The 19,115-nt window shown below is 69.2% G+C and carries 19 protein-coding genes; 12 read left to right on the forward strand and 7 right to left on the reverse strand.

The genetic code is table 11. The annotated features are described in order from the left end of the window. The 5 genes from ABZ815_RS26215 to ABZ815_RS26235 form a co-directional block, all read left to right on the forward strand. Positions 1 to 921 (forward strand): RDD family protein (locus ABZ815_RS26215; protein WP_357702263.1); only part of this gene is annotated, 921 nt, incomplete at its 5' end. 105 nt (positions 922 to 1,026) lie between these two features. Then, complete coding sequence (locus ABZ815_RS26220; RefSeq protein WP_357702265.1) at positions 1,027 to 1,515, forward strand: RDD family protein; 489 nt, start codon at positions 1,027 to 1,029, stop codon at positions 1,513 to 1,515. Positions 1,516 to 2,029: 514 nt separating this feature from the next. Then, on the forward strand, positions 2,030 to 2,362 hold the full coding sequence (locus tag ABZ815_RS26225) for an Lsr2 family protein (protein ID WP_125641669.1): 333 nt from the start codon (positions 2,030 to 2,032) through the stop codon (positions 2,360 to 2,362). 1,052 nt (positions 2,363 to 3,414) lie between these two features. Next, entirely contained in the window at positions 3,415 to 5,916 is a 2,502-nt protein-coding gene (locus ABZ815_RS26230; RefSeq protein WP_357702267.1) for an ATP-dependent Clp protease ATP-binding subunit, read from the forward strand. A gap of 561 nt (positions 5,917 to 6,477) precedes the next feature. Further along, the gene (locus ABZ815_RS26235) at positions 6,478 to 7,416 is read left to right on the forward strand and encodes a TIM barrel protein (protein WP_357702269.1); all 939 of its coding nucleotides are present in this window, start codon (positions 6,478 to 6,480) and stop codon (positions 7,414 to 7,416) included. 13 nt (positions 7,417 to 7,429) lie between these two features. Here the strand turns inward: ABZ815_RS26235 and ABZ815_RS26240 are convergent, their stop codons facing one another. Then, positions 7,430 to 7,900 carry a MarR family winged helix-turn-helix transcriptional regulator gene (locus ABZ815_RS26240; protein WP_357702271.1) on the reverse strand — a complete coding sequence of 157 codons (471 nt, stop codon included), beginning with the start codon at positions 7,898 to 7,900 and terminating at the stop codon, positions 7,430 to 7,432. Between the two features lie 59 nt (positions 7,901 to 7,959). Between ABZ815_RS26240 and ABZ815_RS26245 the strand changes: the two genes are divergently transcribed. Then, positions 7,960 to 8,337, forward strand: coding sequence for a cupin (locus tag ABZ815_RS26245; RefSeq protein WP_357702273.1), 378 nt, complete (start codon positions 7,960 to 7,962; stop codon positions 8,335 to 8,337). 45 nt (positions 8,338 to 8,382) lie between these two features. After that, a complete protein-coding gene (locus ABZ815_RS26250; RefSeq protein WP_357702275.1) occupies positions 8,383 to 8,799 on the forward strand; it encodes a cupin domain-containing protein in 417 nt (138 codons plus the stop codon). Between the two features lie 17 nt (positions 8,800 to 8,816). Here ABZ815_RS26250 and ABZ815_RS26255 read toward each other — a convergent pair whose 3' ends face one another. Next, complete coding sequence (locus tag ABZ815_RS26255; RefSeq protein ID WP_357702277.1) at positions 8,817 to 9,692, reverse strand: A/G-specific adenine glycosylase; 876 nt, start codon at positions 9,690 to 9,692, stop codon at positions 8,817 to 8,819. A 78-nt stretch (positions 9,693 to 9,770) separates the two neighbouring features. On the opposite strand from ABZ815_RS26255, the gene ABZ815_RS26260 reads away from it, so the two are divergent. Further along, positions 9,771 to 10,442 carry a hypothetical protein gene (locus ABZ815_RS26260; RefSeq protein WP_357702278.1) on the forward strand — a complete coding sequence of 224 codons (672 nt, stop codon included), beginning with the start codon at positions 9,771 to 9,773 and terminating at the stop codon, positions 10,440 to 10,442. A gap of 14 nt (positions 10,443 to 10,456) precedes the next feature. On the opposite strand, the gene disA is transcribed toward ABZ815_RS26260, so the two are convergent. The 5 genes from disA to ABZ815_RS26285 form a co-directional block, all read right to left on the reverse strand. Then, positions 10,457 to 11,533, reverse strand: a complete 1,077-nt coding sequence (gene disA, locus ABZ815_RS26265) for a DNA integrity scanning diadenylate cyclase DisA (protein ID WP_357702279.1) — start codon at positions 11,531 to 11,533, stop codon at positions 10,457 to 10,459. A gap of 40 nt (positions 11,534 to 11,573) precedes the next feature. Then, positions 11,574 to 12,980 (reverse strand): DNA repair protein RadA, encoded by a 1,407-nt coding sequence (gene radA / locus ABZ815_RS26270; protein ID WP_357702281.1) that lies wholly within the window; start codon positions 12,978 to 12,980, stop codon positions 11,574 to 11,576. A gap of 37 nt (positions 12,981 to 13,017) precedes the next feature. After that, positions 13,018 to 13,326 (reverse strand): thioredoxin, encoded by a 309-nt coding sequence (gene trxA / locus ABZ815_RS26275; RefSeq protein ID WP_357702283.1) that lies wholly within the window; start codon positions 13,324 to 13,326, stop codon positions 13,018 to 13,020. Next, positions 13,323 to 13,697, reverse strand: coding sequence for a MerR family transcriptional regulator (locus ABZ815_RS26280; RefSeq protein WP_357702285.1), 375 nt, complete (start codon positions 13,695 to 13,697; stop codon positions 13,323 to 13,325). The genes trxA and ABZ815_RS26280 overlap by 4 nt, the downstream gene beginning before the upstream one ends. A 66-nt stretch (positions 13,698 to 13,763) precedes the next feature. Next, a complete protein-coding gene (locus ABZ815_RS26285) occupies positions 13,764 to 14,462 on the reverse strand; it encodes a class I SAM-dependent methyltransferase (RefSeq protein WP_357702287.1) in 699 nt (232 codons plus the stop codon). 115 nt (positions 14,463 to 14,577) lie between these two features. Between ABZ815_RS26285 and ABZ815_RS26290 the strand changes: the two genes are divergently transcribed. The 4 genes from ABZ815_RS26290 to ABZ815_RS26305 all read left to right on the forward strand — a co-directional run bounded on the left by ABZ815_RS26290 (position 14,578) and on the right by ABZ815_RS26305 (position 19,000). Then, positions 14,578 to 15,387, forward strand: coding sequence for a sugar phosphate isomerase/epimerase (locus ABZ815_RS26290; protein ID WP_357702289.1), 810 nt, complete (start codon positions 14,578 to 14,580; stop codon positions 15,385 to 15,387). Next, positions 15,384 to 16,172 carry a class I SAM-dependent methyltransferase gene (locus tag ABZ815_RS26295; RefSeq protein WP_357702291.1) on the forward strand — a complete coding sequence of 263 codons (789 nt, stop codon included), beginning with the start codon at positions 15,384 to 15,386 and terminating at the stop codon, positions 16,170 to 16,172. Before ABZ815_RS26290 ends, ABZ815_RS26295 begins: the two co-directional genes overlap by 4 nt. 16 nt (positions 16,173 to 16,188) lie before the next feature. Next, positions 16,189 to 16,773: a TetR family transcriptional regulator gene (locus ABZ815_RS26300; RefSeq protein WP_357702293.1), complete on the forward strand. Its 585-nt coding sequence runs from the start codon at positions 16,189 to 16,191 to the stop codon at positions 16,771 to 16,773. A 127-nt stretch (positions 16,774 to 16,900) separates the two neighbouring features. After that, positions 16,901 to 19,000, forward strand: a complete 2,100-nt coding sequence (locus tag ABZ815_RS26305; protein ID WP_357702295.1) for a (Fe-S)-binding protein — start codon at positions 16,901 to 16,903, stop codon at positions 18,998 to 19,000. The last annotated feature ends 115 nt before the right edge of the window (positions 19,001 to 19,115 follow it).

Below are 19,115 nucleotides of genomic sequence, written 5' to 3' on the forward strand. Positions count from 1 at the left end.
TACGGCCAGCAGCCCCAGTCGCTGCCCGACTACGGTCAGCAGCAGCAGGGCTATGGCCAGGAGGCCCAGTACGGGCAGCAGGGCCAGCAGGGTTACGGCCAGCAGCCGCAGTCCTCCGGCCAGCAGCAGTACGGCGACCAGCAGCAGGGTTACGCCCAGCAGCAGTACGGCCAGCAGGGTTACGGCCAGCAGCCCGCCTCGGGCCAGCAGGGCTACGCCCAGCAGCAGTACGGCGACCAGCAGCAGGGCTACGCCCAGCAGCAGTACGGCGAGCAGCAGCAGGGCTACGGGCAACAGCAGTACGGTGACCAGCAGCAGTACGGCCAGGCATACGGCCAGCAGCAGCAGTCGCAGCCCTACGGTCAGCCCGGCTACGGCCAGCCCTACGGTCAGCCCGTCGGCGTGCAGCCCCCGGGCGCTCCGGCCCCTCTGGCGGAGTGGTGGCAGCGTCTGGTCGCGAGGATCATCGACGGCGTCATCCTCGGGATCGTGAACTTCGTGATCGGCCTGATCTTCGGCCTGTTCGCGATCGGTTACGACTCGGCGACCGGCTCGACGTCCGGCTTCATGTCGGCCTTCGTCATCGCCATCCTGTCGACGATCGTCACGACCGCCATCTGGGTGGTCTACGAGTTCTTCATGACGAAGTCGAACGGCCAGACGGTCGGCAAGCTGGTCATGGGGATCAAGGTCGTCCCGGTGGGCCAGGCGCTGGCTCCGGGCGGGCTCGCGTCCGACATGGCGATCAAGCGTGCCGGCGTCACCTGGGGTGGCTACATCCTGAGCATCATCCCGATCCTGGGTGCGCTGATCGGCTGGGTGTGCGTCGCGGTCAACGGCGCCTCGCAGCTGTGGGACAAGCCGCTGCAGCAGACGTTCGCGGACAAGTTCGCGGGCACGGTGGTCGTGAAGATCAAGTAATCCCGCGTCAGCGTAAAACAGGGGCCGGCTTCCCGCCGGCCTCTGTTTTGTGTGTGCGGGGCGTACCAAAATGGGGGGACGACCGCCGACCCCGTGAGGTGGGATATGGCCGGGACACCGTCGTGGGCGGGCACCGTGCCCGCGGAATGGTGGGAACGCCTCGCCGCCCGCTTCATTGAGGCGCTGGTCTTCGGGGTCTTCTATTACATTCTGTTCATCGCGCTGTGGGGCATCTTCCGAACTGTCGGGATGTTGGAGGCGTTCGACGGGCGGCTCCCGGGGATCTTCGCGTGGTTCCTGGCCGGCCTGTGTTATACGGCCTATGACTGGCGGGCCCATTGCCTGCGCCGGCGGACCTTCGGCCAAGCGATCATGAAGATTCGCCTGGCGCCGGACGCCCTGCCGCGCCGGGCCCTGCTGAAACGAGCGCTGATCTATCCCGGGCCTGTCATGCTGATGGGCATTCCGGTGGTCAATCTGCTGGCCGGAATGCTGCTGTTCGGCGTCGGCCTGCTCATCCTGATCGACAAGCCGTTGGAGCGCGGGCCGCATGACAGGCTGGCCGGAACGCGGGTGGTAAAAGATCTTCGTTGAGGCATCCGCACCTGGGAAGATGCCTTTTCGCAAAATTTTCCCTTGATCCGGTAAGGAGCCTGGAGAGACTGGCATTAGGCTATGGGGCGTCCGGGTTGCCGGATGTCGGTGCCCCTGCTCCCTGAGGGCGACTGTGTGTGGCTATGGTCGGTTCCGGGTGAGTTGTCACCTAGGCGTCATGAGCGTCCGGCGTGCTCCGCAGGTCGCGCCGGGATGCGTATTTAGCGCCCCCGAAACCCCGCTAGCCCTGGAGGCGAGGACGAATGGAAGCCGTAACAGACGTATTGTCAGCGCTCATCCCCCCGGTCGTGGTAGGCGGCGCCTTCATCTTTGGCGCGGTGAAGTTGCTGCGCTCCGAGGTCGCCGGGCGCCGGTCAAACCACCAGGATCAGGCCGAGAACCAGAACTGATCTGCCAGTCAGCGAATCCACGTGGCGCTGAATTGTCTCCGCGCCTTTCCGGGTATATGTTTGGGCGAGCGAATGAAACAATGCTCCGGGAAAGGATTGCGTAGATGGCCAAGCAGATCCAGGAGATTCTCATCGATGACCTCGATGGGGGCGAGGCCAATGAGACGGTCAGCTTCGCTATTGACGGCTCCTCCTATGAGATTGACCTCAGCGACGTTAACGCCAAGAAGCTGAGGGACGCACTCACGCCTTTCGTGCAGCACGCCCGCAGGGCAGGAGCCGTGTCCGCCCGCCGCCGTGGTCGCGGCGGCAACCGTGCGATGAGCCGCGAGAAGAGCTCGGAGATCCGGCAGTGGGCCAAGGCTCACGGTCTGCCGGTCAGCGAGCGCGGCCGCATCGCCTCCACCGTCGTGGAGAAGTACGAAGCGGCTCACTGAGCCTCGTCGAGAGAGCCATCTCCTGACCATGCGCTTATGCCGTTCGCCTAGGACCCCGGCGAGCGCCATAAGCGCATGATCGTTTTTGTGGGGAGTTCGCGAATCTTCCCGGCCACTTGTTGATCTTCTGATTCGCCCAAATGTGGGCGTATTGCTCTCCTAGGACGCCGTGGAAGGCGTCTTGTGGGGGAGTGGAACGCGCCGGGCTTTGCGGCGGCGTCCGTGCCAATTCCCGGGCGCCCCGGCGGGCTCGCTTCTTCGCCGCCTCCCGCGCCGGGAACGGGCCAATGCCGTCACCCGCCGCAAAGTTCCCGTTCCCGGCTCCTGCGGCGTACGCGCAAAGCGGTGACGCTCCGCCACACAAACCGGACCGCGCCCTTCTGGTGGGCCCTTCTGGCGCGTCCTGAGTCCGCCCTCTTGCGCACCGGCTTCTTACGGTCTTCTGCGGGGTTCTCGGGCTTCTCGGTGACGGCGTCGCGGACGGCCGCAAAACGTGGCCGTGCGACTGGTGGGACGCGATGGAAAACCGGCGTCCTCTCCCTTGTGCCGCACATTGTCCCGTCGCGGGAGCCCCACGGGGACGGCGGACCGGTAACCCGGCTGACCCGATGGGGATTACGCGTGGCGTGCGTTCCGTGCCGCGTTGTGCTCAGGGCGTAGCGTCCGCGCTTGGACTCGGTTTGGTGCAGGACATACGATGATTGCGTAACAGATACGGGCGCGGGCATCCGAGATGCGTGGGCGGACGGGCACCCCAAGGCCGGCTTCGCCCAGCGTCCGATGGCCGATCCGTGTTGGTCCGCCCTGGGCCGCGGGCGTCGAATTCCAGGCGCTTCCGGGAAGCGCCTAAACATCGTTCGCTTGCGGCGTATCGGGAACACGTCACCCCCGAACAGTAGTTGGATAGAGGGTGAACGCCCTGCTCTCGGGGAACGTCTCTGCTATAGAGCGTGTCAGCGGCAGTGGGCACGGTTCGCCGAGCCAGGGCTAGCATGCGGGATGACGGGACCGGATTTACCGGCCTGACTGACCGCTCTGTGAGGAGCGACGAGATGTTCGAGAGGTTCACCGACCGAGCGAGGCGTGTTGTCGTCTTGGCCCAAGAAGAGGCCAGGATGCTCAACCACAACTACATCGGCACTGAGCACATTCTTCTTGGTTTGATCCATGAAGGTGAGGGCGTAGCCGCCAAGGCTCTGGAGAGCCTCGGCATCAGCCTTGAGGGTGTGCGTCAGCAGGTCGAGGAGATCATCGGCCAGGGCCAGTCGGCTCCGTCGGGGCACATTCCGTTCACCCCGCGGGCCAAGAAGGTCCTCGAGCTGTCGCTCCGTGAGGCCTTGCAGCTGGGCCACAACTACATCGGCACCGAGCACATCCTGCTCGGGCTCATCCGCGAGGGTGAGGGTGTGGCCGCCCAGGTGCTGGTCAAGCTTGGAGCTGATCTCAACCGTGTCCGGCAGCAGGTCATCCAGTTGCTCCACGGTTACCAGGGCAAGGAGCCGGCCGCCGCGGGTGGTCCGCAGGAGTCGGCGCCGTCCACGTCCCTGGTGCTCGACCAGTTCGGCCGTAATCTGACCCAGGCGGCCCGCGAGGGCAAGCTCGACCCGGTCATCGGCCGTGAGAAGGAGATCGAGCGGGTCATGCAGGTCCTCTCCCGGAGGACCAAGAACAACCCGGTGCTGATCGGCGAGCCCGGCGTCGGCAAGACCGCCGTCGTCGAGGGCCTGTCGCAGAAGATCGTCAGGGGCGAGGTGCCCGAGACGCTGAAGGACAAGCAGCTCTACACGCTTGACCTCGGCGCCCTGGTCGCCGGCTCCCGCTACCGCGGTGACTTCGAGGAGCGCCTGAAGAAGGTCCTCAAGGAGATCCGCACGCGCGGCGACATCATCCTGTTCATCGACGAGCTGCACACGCTCGTCGGCGCGGGCGCCGCCGAGGGCGCGATCGACGCCGCCAGCATCCTCAAGCCGATGCTGGCCCGTGGCGAGCTGCAGACGATCGGCGCCACCACCCTCGACGAGTACCGCAAGTACCTTGAGAAGGACGCCGCGCTGGAGCGCCGCTTCCAGCCGATCCAGGTGGCCGAGCCCTCTCTCAGCCACACGATCGAGATCCTCAAGGGCCTGCGCGACCGCTACGAGGCCCACCACCGCGTGTCCATCACCGACGACGCCCTGGTGGCCGCCGCGCAGCTGGCCGACCGCTACATCAGCGACCGCTACCTGCCCGACAAGGCGATCGACCTCATCGACGAGGCCGGTTCCCGGATGCGCATCCGCCGGATGACCGCTCCGCCGGACCTGCGCGAGTACGACGAGAAGATCGCCAACGTCCGTCGCGACAAGGAGTCCGCGATCGACGCGCAGGACTTCGAGAAGGCCGCTGCGCTCCGCGACCAGGAGAAGCAGCTCCAGCTCAAGCGCGAGCGCCGGGAGAAGGAGTGGAAGGCCGGCGACATGGACGTCGTGGCCGAGGTCACCCAGGAGCTCATCGCCGAGGTCCTGGCCACCGCCACCGGCATCCCGGTCTTCAAGCTGACCGAGGAGGAGTCCCAGCGCCTGCTCCGCATGGAGGACGAGCTCCACAAGCGGATCATCGGCCAGGACGACGCCATCAAGGGGCTGTCGCGGTCCATCCGGCGTACCCGCGCCGGTCTGAAGGACCCGCGCCGTCCCGGTGGTTCGTTCATCTTCGCGGGCCCGTCCGGTGTCGGTAAGACCGAGCTGTCCAAGGCTCTGGCGGAGTTCCTCTTCGGCGACGAAGACGCTCTGATCAGCCTGGACATGTCGGAGTTCATGGAGAAGCACACCGTCTCCAGGCTGTTCGGCTCGCCTCCCGGCTACGTCGGCTACGAGGAGGGCGGCCAGCTCACCGAGAAGGTGCGGCGCAAGCCGTTCTCCGTGGTCCTGTTCGACGAGATCGAGAAGGCCCACCCCGACATCTTCAACTCGCTGCTGCAGATCCTGGAAGACGGTCGCCTGACCGACGCCCAGGGCCGCGTGGTCGACTTCAAGAACACGGTCATCATCATGACCACCAACCTCGGCACCCGTGACATCTCCAAGGGCATCGGGGTCGGGTTCGCGAAGTCCAACGACACCGAGTCCAACTACGAGCGGATGAAGGCGAAGGTCCAGGAGGAGCTCAAGCAGCACTTCCGGCCCGAGTTCCTCAACCGTGTCGACGACATCGTGGTCTTCCACCAGCTGACGCCGAACGAGATCATCAAGATCGTCGATCTGATGCTCGCCCAGGTGGACGCCAGGCTGAAGGACCGCGACATGGGGCTCGACGTCTCGCCCGAGGCCAAGCAGCTGCTGGCCGACCGCGGTTACGACCCGGTCATGGGCGCGCGGCCGCTGCGCCGTACGATCCAGCGCGAGCTGGAGGACTCCCTGTCCGAGAAGATCCTCTACGGCGAGCTCCGTCCGGGGCAGGTCGTGAAGGTGACGATCGAGGGCGAGGGCGACAACGCCAAGTTCGTCTTCAAGGGCGAGTCCACCACGGAGGTCCCGGACTCGGCGGCGGCGATCGCCGCGCCGATCCAGCACTGACCGACGCACCGACGCACCACCGAAAACCCCCGCCCCGGCGGGGGTTTTCGCATGTCCGGGCCCGACCGTCCGCAGCACCGTGTGTTCCCCGGACGCCGGTTCTTCGCGGCGGGGCCAAGCAAGCCCGGACGCCGCACGGGGCCGGCCAACATCACGCCGCGCATATCCCGGTTTCGGGGCCCCCTGGCTTTCGGCGTGGCTCTGGGGTGCGTTCGCTCGTGACCGTTGAGTGCCGCCGCGTCCCATCTCGGCTCGCCTATGGTGGGCGGCACTTCCTGCATGGTGGCGGGGGCGTTCGAAGCTGCGAGACGGGGTTGTTGCGTAATTGTTGGGTGGTTGGGTACATCGCCACCGCTAGTAGTACTACACTCCGTAGAGCATCGCCAAGTCTCATCCAAGTGATCCGCAAGAGCGTGTTCCTAGAGTCAGGGCTGCTCCCTGGGGAGTAGTAAGGAATCAACTCAGGGCGGACGCGTGCGCCACCCGGAAGCAGGCATGCTCACAGGGTTCGCGCGTCTGAGGCGGGCGACGGGAACACTCAAGCAAGCCGTGGAGGAACCGATGCGCCTGCGTCACAACGACGGAACGCTCGTTCACCTCGCCTACAACGCAGGTATCCATCCTGCCGAGGACCTGGAGAACCTGATCGCCCACCTGACCCGCTACGCGGTGCCGGTGCGCAAGAGGCTGGGCGTGGAGCGGATGGGCATCGGGCTGTGGCTGTCGCCCGGCGTCGCCGATCACCTCACGGCCGACCGCATCGAGCTCGTACGGCTGCGCCGCTCCCTGGAGGAGCGCGGCCTGGAGGTCGTCAGCCTGAACGGCACCGGCGGCCGCAACCAGGAGGTCCCCGGCCCCGACTGGGCCAAGCCCGAGCGCTACCGCTACACCATGGCGCTGGCCAAGATCCTGGCGTTCCTGCTGCCCGACGACGTACGGTTCGGCAGCATCTCGACGATCCCGATCGGCTGGCGCCGCGACTGGCCCGCCGACCTGCACGCCATCGCCACCCGCCGCCTGGAGCGGCTGGCCCGCGAGCTGCGCGGCATCTACAGCGTGACCGGCAAGACCATCAGGGTCGGGTTCGAGCCGTGGCCGGGCTGCGTCCTGGAGACGACCGAGCAGGCGCTGGAGCGGGTGGGCGGCATCGACTCCGAGCACCTGGGCGTGTGCCTGGACGCCTGTCACCTCGCCTGCGGGGCCGAGGAGCCCGGCGCGGCACTGAAGGGCCTGGCGGAGGCCGGCGCGCCCGTCGTCAAGCTGGGGCACGTGCACAACCACACGGGCGAGACGCCGAGCACCGGCGCGGTGCTGCACGACACGCTGACGGCGATGTTGTCGGGCGCGGTCAGCGGGAGCGCGCACATCGAGGTCGAGACGCACAACCTGTTCGTGCCGGGGCGGGCGAAGGGGCCGGGCGCGCTGGTGTCGCTGCTGGCCGAGGAGCTGGCCTGGGCCCGTACGAACCTGACCAGCCTCGGCCTGCAACTGGCCGCCTGACCCCCTGATCCCCTCAGAGGCCGGCGAACCAGCCTGGCGTGTCCAGGCGCCACACGTTCGCCGGCGTCATCCTGCGCAGGTCCGACTCCAGGGCCCGCAGGCGGTCCTCGCCCAGCTCCGCGGCCCAACGGGCGCGCAGGTCGTCGAAGATCCGCGCTGAACGGTCGAGCGCGTCGACGCCGCGGGGCGTGAGGCGCACGATCTTGCGCCGGGTGTCGGCGTCGTCCCTGGTGCGCTCGACGTAGCCGACGCGTTCCAGGGCCTCGATCGTCTTGCCCGCGGCCTGCTTGGAGACGCCCAGGGTACGGCCCAGGTCGACGGCGGTCGTGCCGCGTGGGCCGATCGCCTGCATGACGAATCCGTGGTTCGGGCGCATGTCCGGATGGCCCTGGCGGGCCAGTTCGGCGTGCAGCTCGTCGATGAGCGTGCGGAAGGCGAGCAGAAGCCGCAGAGGCAGTTCGAAGCCCGGGGTGTCGCTTGACACGATAGACAACCTGGTTAACTATATAGACAACGTAGTTACCTATCTTAAGGGGTCGCATCGTGTCTGTCATTCGTGACGCGGATTCCCGGCGCTCCGAGACGCCGGGCGGGGTCATGACCACCTTCGCCTCGCCGACGCAGGGCGGGGCCTCGTGCTCGCTCTGGCGGGTCGACGCCAAGCCGGGCGTCGCAGGGCCCCGGCACGACATCGACACCGAGCAGGTGTGGAGCTGGCTCTCCGGCGGGGCCACCGTCGAGCTGGGTGACGAGCGGTTCGTGGTGTCCGCGGGCGACACCGTGGTCATGCCGGCCCGCGTGCTGCGCAGGGTGCTGGCCGACCCGGACGCCGGCTACACGGCCGTCGTCACCGCCGCGGCCGGGGCCAGGGCCATCATGCCCGACGGCACCGACGTCGGCACCCCGCCGTGGATCGCGTGATCGCCATCAGGAACGTTCCAGCCGAGAACCCAAGGAGTTCGTGCGATGCCAGTCGTCATGTCCGCCGACGCCCGTGAAGTCCGTACGCCCAACGCCCTGATGACCACGCTCGCCTCGCCCACCCAGGGGCGGGCGGGGGTGGCCATGTGGCGCGTGGACGCCAACCCCGGCATGGAGGGCCCGGTGCACGCCGCCGCCGGCGAGCAGGTGTGGACCTGGCTGGAGGGCGGCGCGGTCGTCGAGCTGGGCGGCGAGCGGTTCGAGGTGGGGCCGGGCGACACCATGGTCCTGCCCGCCGACGTGAGCCGGCGGATGTTCGCCGCCCCCGGGCGGGGGTTCGTCTCGATCGTCGTCGCGCCCGCGGGGGTCGAGGTCTACAACCCCGGCGGCGAGTCCGCGCCCGACGCCTGCGACCTGGCCCCGAAGGGCACGGACCGCACCGTGCCCCCGTGGATGGCCTAGCGGGCGGCCCGGCCGGCTCAGGAGTGCGGCAGGCGGTACGTGCCGTCGTCGAGCACCTCGGCCAGGCCGTCGGTGACCAGGCCGTCGAGTGCGCGTTCGCGCTGGACCGCGTCGTCCCACACCACGTCGAGGGCCGTCTTCGGCACCGGGCCGTGGGCCGCGCGGAGCACCGCGAGCAGGCGGCCGCGACACTGGCGGTCGGTGCCGGCGTACGTCTGGCCCTTGCGGACGGGGCCGGTGTGCGGCGGTTTGCCGGCCAGCCGCCACGCGCACAGGTCGGCGATCGGGCAGTCGGCGCAGCGCGGCGCGCGGGCCGTGCAGACCAGCGCGCCCAGCTCCATCACGGCCACGCCCCAGCGGGCCGCGCCCAACTCGGGCAGCAGCGACTCGGCCAGCCGCCGCTCGGCCGCGGAGGTGGCCGTGGGAGGGTACTCCTCGGCGCGTACGGCCCGCGCGAACACCCGGCGCACATTGGTGTCCAGGACGGCGTGCCGGCCGCCGTACGCGAAGCTGGCGACCGCGGCGGCGGTGTACTCACCGATGCCCGGCAGCGCCAGCAGGGTCGCGTGGTCGTCGGGCACCTCGCCGCCGTGCTCGTCGGCGATGGCACGGGCGCAGGCGTGCAGCCGCAGCGCCCGGCGCGGATAACCGAGCCTGCCCCAATGCCGTACGGCCTCGCCCGGCGGCTCGGCGGCCAGCGACTTGGGCGTGGGCCAGCGGGCCATCCACTCCAGCCACACCGGCAGGACGCGGACGACCGGGGTCTGCTGGAGCATGATCTCGCTGACCAGCACCCCCCACGGGGTCGCGTCGTCAGCGCGCCAGGGGAGGTCTCGGGCGTTGCCCTCGTACCACTCCAGAACGGGGGCGTGCAGGAGGTTCGGCTCAACCACGGGGTCAAGCGTATTCGGAGACGGACTCGTTCGGCGTGTCGTCACTGTTGGTAGCCGATCAATTACCATGCTGTGCCTATGGATCCGGATTCGATGGGTGGCGACGGCGGTGACGTCTACTGGCGGCGTCGCATGAGCGTGCTGGTGGCCGTTCTCGTCGTGGTGGCCGTGGTGGCGTGGGCGTGCTCCAGCGGGGGCTCCGGGCCGGAACGACCGTCCAACGCGCAGAGCTCACCGAGCGCCACGCCCGCCACCGATCCGCTGCTGGCCGGCCTGCGCACGCTCGCCATGGGGACGGCCAGCCCCTCGCCCACCCCGGCGCCCAAGGAGAGCCCGGCCGTCAAACCCAGACGGCCGGGGGAGCCGTGCCCGCAGGACAGCCTGGTGCTGAGCCTCCAGGGCGGCAAGGAGCCGATCTACACGGGCGCGACGCGGCCGACCTTCATCGTCACGCTGGTCAACACCGGGCCGGTGATGTGCACGGCCGACGTCGGGCCGCGGGCCATGGAGATCCGCATCACCTCGGGCGCCGACCGCATCTGGTCCACCGCCGACTGCGTCAGCGGGCTGGGCACCGAGGTCAGGGAGTTGCAGCGCGGGGTTCCGTACGTGCGGACCCTGGAGTGGGACCGGCGCCGGTCGAGCACCGACTGCCGCTCGACCCCGGCCGCCGCCCTGCCCGGCACGTACGTGGCCACCGCCCGCATGGGCGCGCTGCGCAGCGGCAAGGGCGTCTTCCACCTGCGCTGACCGGGGCGGCCCGCTCAGACGTAACGTTCGAGGATCGAGGACTCCGCGAGGCGCGACAGGCCCTCGCGGACGCTGCGGGCGCGCGACTCCCCGACGCCGCCCACCTCCTGCAGGTCGTCGATGCTGGCAGCCAGCAGCTTCTGCAGGCCGCCGAAGTGGTTGACCAGGCGGTCGACCACCGTGGCGGGCAGCCGGGGCACCTTGGCCAGCAGCCGGAAGCCGCGCGGGCTCACCGGGCTGTCGAGCCGCTCGGCCCCGCCGTGGCCCAGCACGTGCGCCACGGCCGAGAGGTCGAGCAGCTCGCCGCCCGACAGGTGGTCGAGGTCGTGGAGGGCCTCGGTCAGGCGCTTCTGGCGGCGGCTCGCGGGGGCCGGCAGGTAGTCGCGCACGACCAGCTCGCGTTCGGAGTCGACGCCCGCCACCAGCTCGTCGAGCTGCAGCGACAGCAGCCGCCCGTCGGTGCCGAGCTCGACCACGTAGCCCTTGATCTCGTCGGAGATGCGCCGGACCATCTCCAGACGCTGGGCCACCGCCGACACGTCGCGCACGGTGACCAGGTCTTCGATCTCCAGCGCCGACAGGGTGCCGGAGACCTCGTCGAGCCGGTGCTTGTAACGCTCAAGGGTGGCCAGGGCCTGGTTGGCCTTGGACAGGATGGCCGCCGACTCCTCCAGCACGTAGCGGATGCCGTCGAGGTAGAGGGCGATGATCCGCATGGACTTGCTGATCGCGATGATGGGCAGGCCCGTCTGCCTGGCCACGCGCTGGGCGGTGCGGTGGCGGGTGCCCGACTCGTCGGTGGGGATCGCGGGGTCGGGGACGAGGTGCACGGCCGCGCGCACGATCTTCTGGTCGTTGCTCACCACGATCGCGCCGTCCATCTTGGCCAGCTCGCGCAGGCGGGTGGCCGAGAACTCGACGTCGAGCTCGAAGCCGCCGCTGCAGACCTCCTCGACGGTCCGGTTGTGGCCGAGCACGATCAGCCCGCCGGTCTGCCCGCGCAGGATGCGCTCAAGGCCGTCGCGCAGCGGAGTGCCCGGCGCCACAGCGGCCAAAGCGTCGCGACGGCGGTCGTCAAGACTCCTGTCCACCTGACCCCCGTGTCGATTGGTCACGCCCAGCTTAGCCGTGCTATGTGACGTGCGTGAGTGCGTCCCAGACGTTCTCGGCCTGGACGACCTCGAACCCGGGGGCGAACGCGACGGGCCCCACAGGCACCAGAGCCCGCTGCCCGTTGCGTTTCCCGGTGCCCGTTTCGAGGGATCCGGCGGGGACGAGCGCCCGCTTGAACCCCAGCCTGGCCGCCTCCGTCAGCCGCCTGCGCACGTCCTTGACCGGGCGCAGCTCGCCCGCCAGGCCCACCTCGCCGAGCGCCACCAGCCCGGCCGGCAGCGGCTTGTCGCCCGCGGCGCTCGCGACGGCGAGCATCACCGCCAGGTCGACGGCGGGATCGGCCAGCTTGATGCCGCCCACGGTGGCGGTGAACACGTCGCAGCCGCCGAGCCGGGCGTTGAGCCGGCGCTCCAGCACGGCGAGGATCATCTGCACGCGGTAGGTGTCGAGCCCGGAGGACGATCGCCGCGGCTGCTGGGCCTCGGTGCGGGCCACGAGCGCCTGCACCTCGGCGGGCAGCGGGCGGGTGCCCTCGACGGTGACGGTGACGCAGGTGCCGGCGACCGGCTCGGTGCGCCGGGAGACGAACAGCCCGCTGGGGTCGGTGATGCCCTCGATGCCGCGCTCGTGCAGGTCGAAGCAGCCGATCTCGTCGGTGGGGCCGAACCTGTTCTTGATCGCGCGGACCATGCGCAGCCTGGAGTGGCGGTCGCCCTCGAAGCTGAGCACGACGTCGACCAGGTGCTCAAGGGTGCGGGGGCCGGCGATCGAGCCCTCTTTGGTGACGTGGCCGACGAGGACCGTGGCGAGGTTGCGCTCCTTGGCCAGGCGCACCAGGTTGGCGGCCACCTCGCGCACCTGGGTCACGCCGCCGGGCACGCCCGTGGCCTGGGCCGAGCCGATCGTCTGGACCGAGTCGACCACCAGCAGCCTCGGCTCGACCTTGTCGATGTGGGTGATCAGCGCCGACAGCTCGGTCTCGGCGGCGAGGTAGAGATTGTCCTGGATGGCGCCGATGCGGTCGGCCCGCAGGCGGACCTGGGCCGCCGACTCCTCGCCCGTCACGTAGAGGACGGTGGTGCGCTCGGCGATGCGGGCCGCGGCCTCCAGCAGGAGCGTGGACTTGCCGATGCCGGGCTCGCCGGCCAGCAGCACCACCGCGCCGGGCACCAGGCCGCCGCCGAGCACCCGGTCGAGCTCGCTCACCCCGGTCGTGCGGGCCGTGGCCACCTCGGCCTTGACCTGGCCGATGGGCAGCGCGGGCCCGGTGGTCGCGCCGCCCTGGACGACGCTGACCCCGGCGCGCGCGCCCTCCTCGTCGACAGTGCCCCACGCCTGGCACTCGCCGCACCTGCCGACCCACTTGCTCGTGCGCCAGCCGCACTCGGCACAGCGGTAACCGGGCTTCTGCGCTGTCTTGGCCATGTCGAGCAGGCTAGCGGCCCGTGCCGACAATCCTCGACTACCGCGACAGGCCCAGTTCCTGCACCAGCAGGCGCTTGGGACGGGCGCCGACGATCTGCCTGACGGGCTCGCCGTTCTCGAACAGCAGCAGCGTGGGCAGGCCCATGACGCCGTAGCGGGACATGATCTCGGGGTTCTCGTCGGTGTTGAGCTTGCCGATGGCCAGGCCGTGCTCGGCCTCGATCTCGTCCAGGACGGGGGCCACCATGCGGCACGGCGGGCACCACTCGGCCCAGAAGTCGACCAGCACCGGCTGGTCGCTCTTGAGCACCTGCTCCTCGAAGTTGTCGGTGGTCAACGTGATCATTTGTCTCCCCTTACGAAACAGCCCGGGCACGACTGGGCGAGCTGGGCGGCGACCTCGGCGCGGCGGGCGAGCAGCACGCGGATCTCCTCGTCGATCTGCATGATCTTGCGCTGGTAGACCTCGACGGACTCCGAGCAGGAGCCGCCCGAGCTGTGGCCCGAGCGCAGGCAGTCGACGAACGGCCTGGTGTCCTCCAGCGTGAAGCCGACCGAGAGCAACGACCGGATCTCGGACACCAGCTTGACGTCCTCCTCGGCGTACTCGCGGTAGCCGTTGGGGCCGCGTCTGGCCGAGAGCAGGCCGTGCTGCTCGTAGTAGCGGAGTGAACGGGTGCTCACCCCGGTGCGTTCCGCCAGCTCCCCGATGCGCATGCGTCCAAGGTAAACGTTGACACCGACGTCAACGTCAAGTCCTCCGGGCGAGGTGCGGCCATGAGCTCAGAAGTAGCGCCAGCGCAGCACGTTCGGGTAGAAGATCTCCAGGCCGGGGGTCTCGGCGACGGCCTGCTCGGCCACGTCGGGGGCGAACTCGATGCGCAGCACCGCCTCCAGGTCGGCCCGGCGCTCGAAGGACATCGTGAGGTCGAGCGGCCGTCGCTGCCAGCCCTGGCGGACCCAGAACGCCTCCACCTCGCGCGCCGAGTACGCCGGCACCGTGCGGGAGAACCAGCGGCCGAACGAGCCGCGGGTGGCGTCGAGGTCGATGACGAAGGCCGCGCCGCCGCGGCGTACGACGCGGGACAGCTCGCGCAGGCCGGGCTCGCAGCCGGGGCCGAAGAAGTAGGCCCAGCGGGCCATGGCCACGTCGACGCTGCCGTCGGGGATCGGGAGGTCCTGGGCGGTGGCGGCGTGCACCGAGACGTTGGGCAGGTTCGCGCAGCGGCGGCGGGCCAGGCCGGCCAGGTCGCCGTGGGGCTCGACGCCGATCACGGCGGCCGCGTCGGCGGCCAGGACGGGCAGGTGGTAGCCGGTGCCGCAGCCGATGTCGAGCACGGTCGCGCCGGCCCAGGGGCGCAGCTCGCGCATCGCGGCGTCGGCCGCGCCCTGGGGGTCGACGGCGCGGTTCTCCAGCTCGTAGACCTGGGGGGTGTTCCAGATGTTCGGGCTCGGGATCGCGCCTCTGGCTATCCGTGGCATGGTCCCAACCGTAGTGGGGTGTGGGGGAGCGTCTTTGGGGTGGGATGGGGGGTTGGGTAGGGCTATCTGGTGGGGCTCACGCGCCAGAGGCGCTTCTCCGGCTTAGGCTGGCAACGTGGCTGATGTCATCCGCGTGCCCAATGCGAAGATCGCATTGTCCACCGCTTCGGTATATCCAGAACGCACTCCCGACGCGTTCGAACTGGCCGCGCGCCTGGGCTACGACGGTGTCGAGATCATGGTCGGCGCCGATCCGGTGAGCCAGGACATCGACGTGATCGAGCGGCTGTCGGAGCATTATCAGGTGCCCGTCCTGGCGATCCACGCGCCCTGTCTGCTCGTGACGCAGCGGGTCTGGGGCAGGGACCCCTGGGCCAAGCTGGTCAGGGCGCAGAAGGCCGCAGAGCGCCTCGGCGCCTCGACCGTCGTGGTGCACCCGCCGTTCCGCTGGCAGCGCGACTACGCGCGCGACTTCGAGAACGGCCTGGCCCGCATGCGTGACGAGACCGCGGTCACGTTCGCGGTCGAGAACATGTTCCCGCTGCGCGCCAGGGGCAACGACGTGGTGCCGTACTCGCCCGACTGGAACCCGATCGACTACGACTTCCCGCAGGTCACCCTCGACCTGTCGCACACCGCCGTGTCCGGCTCCGACGCCATGGAGATGGCCACCAAGCTCGGCGACCGGCTGGCCCACCTCCACCTGGCCGACGGCATGGGCGTGACGAACAAGGACGAGCACCTGGTCCCCGGCAGGGGCAACCAGCCGTGCGCGCAGATGCTGGAACGCCTGGCGACCTCCGGTTACGGCGGCCTGGTGGTGCTGGAGATCAACACCCGCAAGGCGGCCAGCCGCACCGAGCGCGTCGACGACCTGGCCGAGGCGCTGGCCTTCGCCCGGCTGCACCTGGCGGCGTCCCGATGAACGTGGGGCCGACCAGGAACGTGGGGCCGACCAGAGACCTCGCCAGGGTCTTCGACAGCGTGGCCGACGCCTACGACGCGGGCCGCCCGACCTATCCCGACGAGATGTTCCGCGCGCTCACCGAGATCACCGGGGTCGAGCTCGACGGCGCCACCACGGTCGACGTGGGCGCGGGCACGGGCATCCTGACGCACGCGCTGCGGGCCCGCGGCTCGCAGGTGATCGCGGTCGACCCGGGCGCGGAGATGCTGGCCCGGCTGGTCACGCGGATCGACGGCGAGCCGCCGGCCGTCACGGCGCTGATCGCCGACGGCAACGCGCTGCCGCTGGCCGGCGGGGTGGCCGACCTGGTGACGTACGCCCAGTCGTGGCACTGGCTCGACCCCGTCGTCTCGATCGCCGAGGCCAGGCGGGTGCTGCGGCCCGGCGGCGCGATCGTGGGCTGCTGGAACCTCCACCACGCGGCGCAGGCCGACTGGCTGGCCGCCTACGAGGCGCGGCTGGCCGAGGCGGTGCCCACGTACTGGGGGCCGGCGGTCGAGGAGTGGTCGGTGCCGCCCATCGCCGCGGCCTTCGAGGTGGTCGAGGAGCGCTGGATCCCGTGGACGAGGCTGGTCGGCATCGAGGACTTCCTGCTCGATCTGCGGTCCCACTCGTACATGGCGGCGCTGTCGCCGGAGGCGGCTGACGGGCTGGTCGCCCGGCAGCGGGGGGAGCTGGGGAAGGTCTTCCCCGAGGGCGTGCTGTCGGTGCCGATGCGGGTGTACCTGGCGGTGGGCCGGTGACCGGCGGGGCGCGGCCATGACCGACGTACGACGCCGGCCCGGACGCAGGCCCGGGTCCGCCGACACGCGCGGCGAGATCCTGGCGGCGGCGCGGCGGGTGTTCGCCGAGAAGGGCTTCGACAAGGCCACGGTGCGCGGGATCGCGCGGGAGGCCAAGGTCGACCCGGCTCTGGTGCACCACTACTTCGAGACCAAGGAGGGCATGTTCGCGGCGGCCCTGCAACTGCCGATCACCCCCGACGAGATCGTCCCGATGCTGCTGGACGGCCCGCGCGAGGAGATCGGCGAGCGGCTGGTGCGGACGATCCTCGGCGTGACCGCCGAGCCGGAGACCCGCGAGCCGATGATCGCCCTGATCCGCTCGGCGCTGACGAACGAGCAGGCCGCGGCGATGTTCCGCGAGTTCATCACGAACGCCCTGCTCTTCCAGGTGGCCGACAGCCTCGGCGTGCCGCACCTGCGGATCGAGGCCGCGTTCGCCCAGATGTACGGCCTCATCATGGCCCGCTACGTGATCAAATTGGAGCCACTGGCCGGCGCGGACCCGGAAGAGCTGGTCGAGCTGATCGCGCCGACCATCCAGAGGTACTTCACGGCGTAGAGCATTGTTCGGTATAGGGCACTGACCTTAGGGTATAGGTGTCGTCCCGGGAAGTTACTGGCCGGTAAGATTCCTGGAAAACACGTGTCCGTATGCTGGCAGCCATCGTCGTCTGTGGGAGGACCCCGTGCTCTGGGTAGCGATCATCGGGCTGGTCATGACCGTCCTGGCGGTGGCCGTCGCCGGCCGCAGGGTGTTGTTCCTGTTCAAGCTGGCGACCTCGGGGCCACCGGCGCCCGAACGCGTCGAGTACGCCAAGGAGCACGCCGCCGATGAGCTCAAGGCCCAGCTCGTCGAGGTCTTCGGCCAGAAGAAGCTGCTGAAGTGGACGCCTTCGGGCATCGCCCACTTCTTCGTCATGTGGGCGTTCTTCATCCTGCTGACCGTCTACATCGAGGCGTACGGCGCGATCATCCAGGGCGCCATCACCGGTGAGCCCGACTTCCACATCCCGCTCATCGGGACCTGGGGCGTGCTCGGCTTCCTCCAGGACTTCATCGCGGTCGCGTGTCTGCTCGGGCTGGTCGCCTTCGCGATCATCCGGGTCAAGAACTCGCCCAAGACGCTGGGCCGCAAGTCGCGTTTCTCCGGCTCGCACCTCGGCGGCGCGTGGCTCGTCCTGTTCATGATCTTCAACATCATCTGGACGCTGTTCCTGGCCCGCGGCGCCTCGGCGGCCAACGGCAACTTCCCCTACTCCTCCGGCGCCTTCGTCTCCCTGGCGCTCGGCGACGCGCTGCCGGCGAGCCCGCTGCTGGAGGAGATCGCGCTGCTCCTGCACATCGGCTTCATGCTGGTGTTCCTGGTCATCGTGGTGAACTCCAAGCACCTGCACATCTTCACCGCGCCGCTCAACGTGCTCTTCTCCCGGCGTCCCGACGGCCTCGGCGCCGCCTCGGAGCTGCGCGTCGACGGCAAGCTCGTCGACTTCGAGGACGAGGAGCTCGACGCCGAACGCCTGGGCCGCGGCAAGATCGGCGACACCACCTGGAAGGGCTTCCTCGACTTCTACTCCTGCACCGAGTGCGGCCGCTGCCAGTCGCAGTGTCCGGCCTGGAACACCGACAAGCCGCTCTCGCCGAAGATGCTCATCCTCGACCAGCGCGACCACGCCTTCAAGGTGGCCCCGTACCTGATGGCCGCGAGCAACGAGCACGCCGGCACCGACGTGCTCGCGCTGCTGGAGAAGCCGCTCGTCGGCGAGGACGGCGTCATCCACCCCGACGTGCTGTGGTCGTGCACCAACTGCGGCGCGTGCGTCGAGCAGTGCCCGGTGGACATCGAGCACATCGACCACATCCTCGACATGCGCCGCTACCAGGTCATGGTGGAGTCGTCGTTCCCGTCCGAGGCGGGGGTGATGGTGAAGAACCTGGAGAACAAGGGCAACCCGTGGGGCATGTCCGAGATGAAGCGGGCCGACTGGATCGAGGAGCTCGACTTCGAGGTCGAGCTGGTCGACGAGAAGATGCCCGAGGACGCCGAGTACCTGTTCTGGGTGGGCTGCGCGGGCGCCCTTGAGGACCGCGCCAAGAAGACCACCAAGGCGGTCGCCGAGCTGCTGCACATCGCGGGCGTGAAGTTCGCGGTGCTCGGCCCGATGGAGGCGTGCACCGGCGACCCGGCCCGCCGCCTGGGCATGGAGTACCTGTTCAACATGCTCGCCCAGCAGAACATCGAGACGCTCAACGAGGCCGGCGTCAAGAAGATCGTCGCGACCTGTCCCCACTGCTTCAACACGCTGGCCAACGAGTACCCGCAGCTCGGCGGCACCTACGAGGTCGTGCACCACACGCAGCTGCTGTCGAAGCTGGTGGACGAGGGTCTGCTCACCCCGGTCACGCCGATCGAGGAGAAGATCACCTATCACGACCCGTGCTTCCTCGGCCGCCACAACAAGGTCTACTCCCAGCCCCGCGACATCATGTCGAAGGTGCCCGGCGTGCAGACCCAGGAGATGCACCGCCACAAGGACCGCGGCTTCTGCTGCGGCGCGGGCGGCGCGCGCATGTGGATGGAGGAGCGCATCGGCAAGCGCATCAACACCGAGCGGGTCGACGAGGCGCTGACCACGAATCCCGACACCGTCTCGACCGCGTGCCCGTTCTGCATGGTGATGCTCGGTGACGCGATCAACGAGAAGAAGAACAACGGCGAGGCCAAGGAAACGCTGGAAGTCGTGGACGTCGCGCAGCTCTTGATCAAATCTGTCAAGGGCGCTTCCTGACCTCGAAAAGTCGGACTCCTCTACAGGCTCTGTAGAGGAGTTTCGCACGTCACGAGGCCATGCCCAGGAAATCTCCCATCCACATAACGGGAAAATCACGGTAACCTCAACGTCG

It is taken from the genome of Nonomuraea sp. NPDC047529, from assembly GCF_040642995.1.
GTDB lineage: Bacteria > Actinomycetota > Actinomycetes > Streptosporangiales > Streptosporangiaceae > Nonomuraea.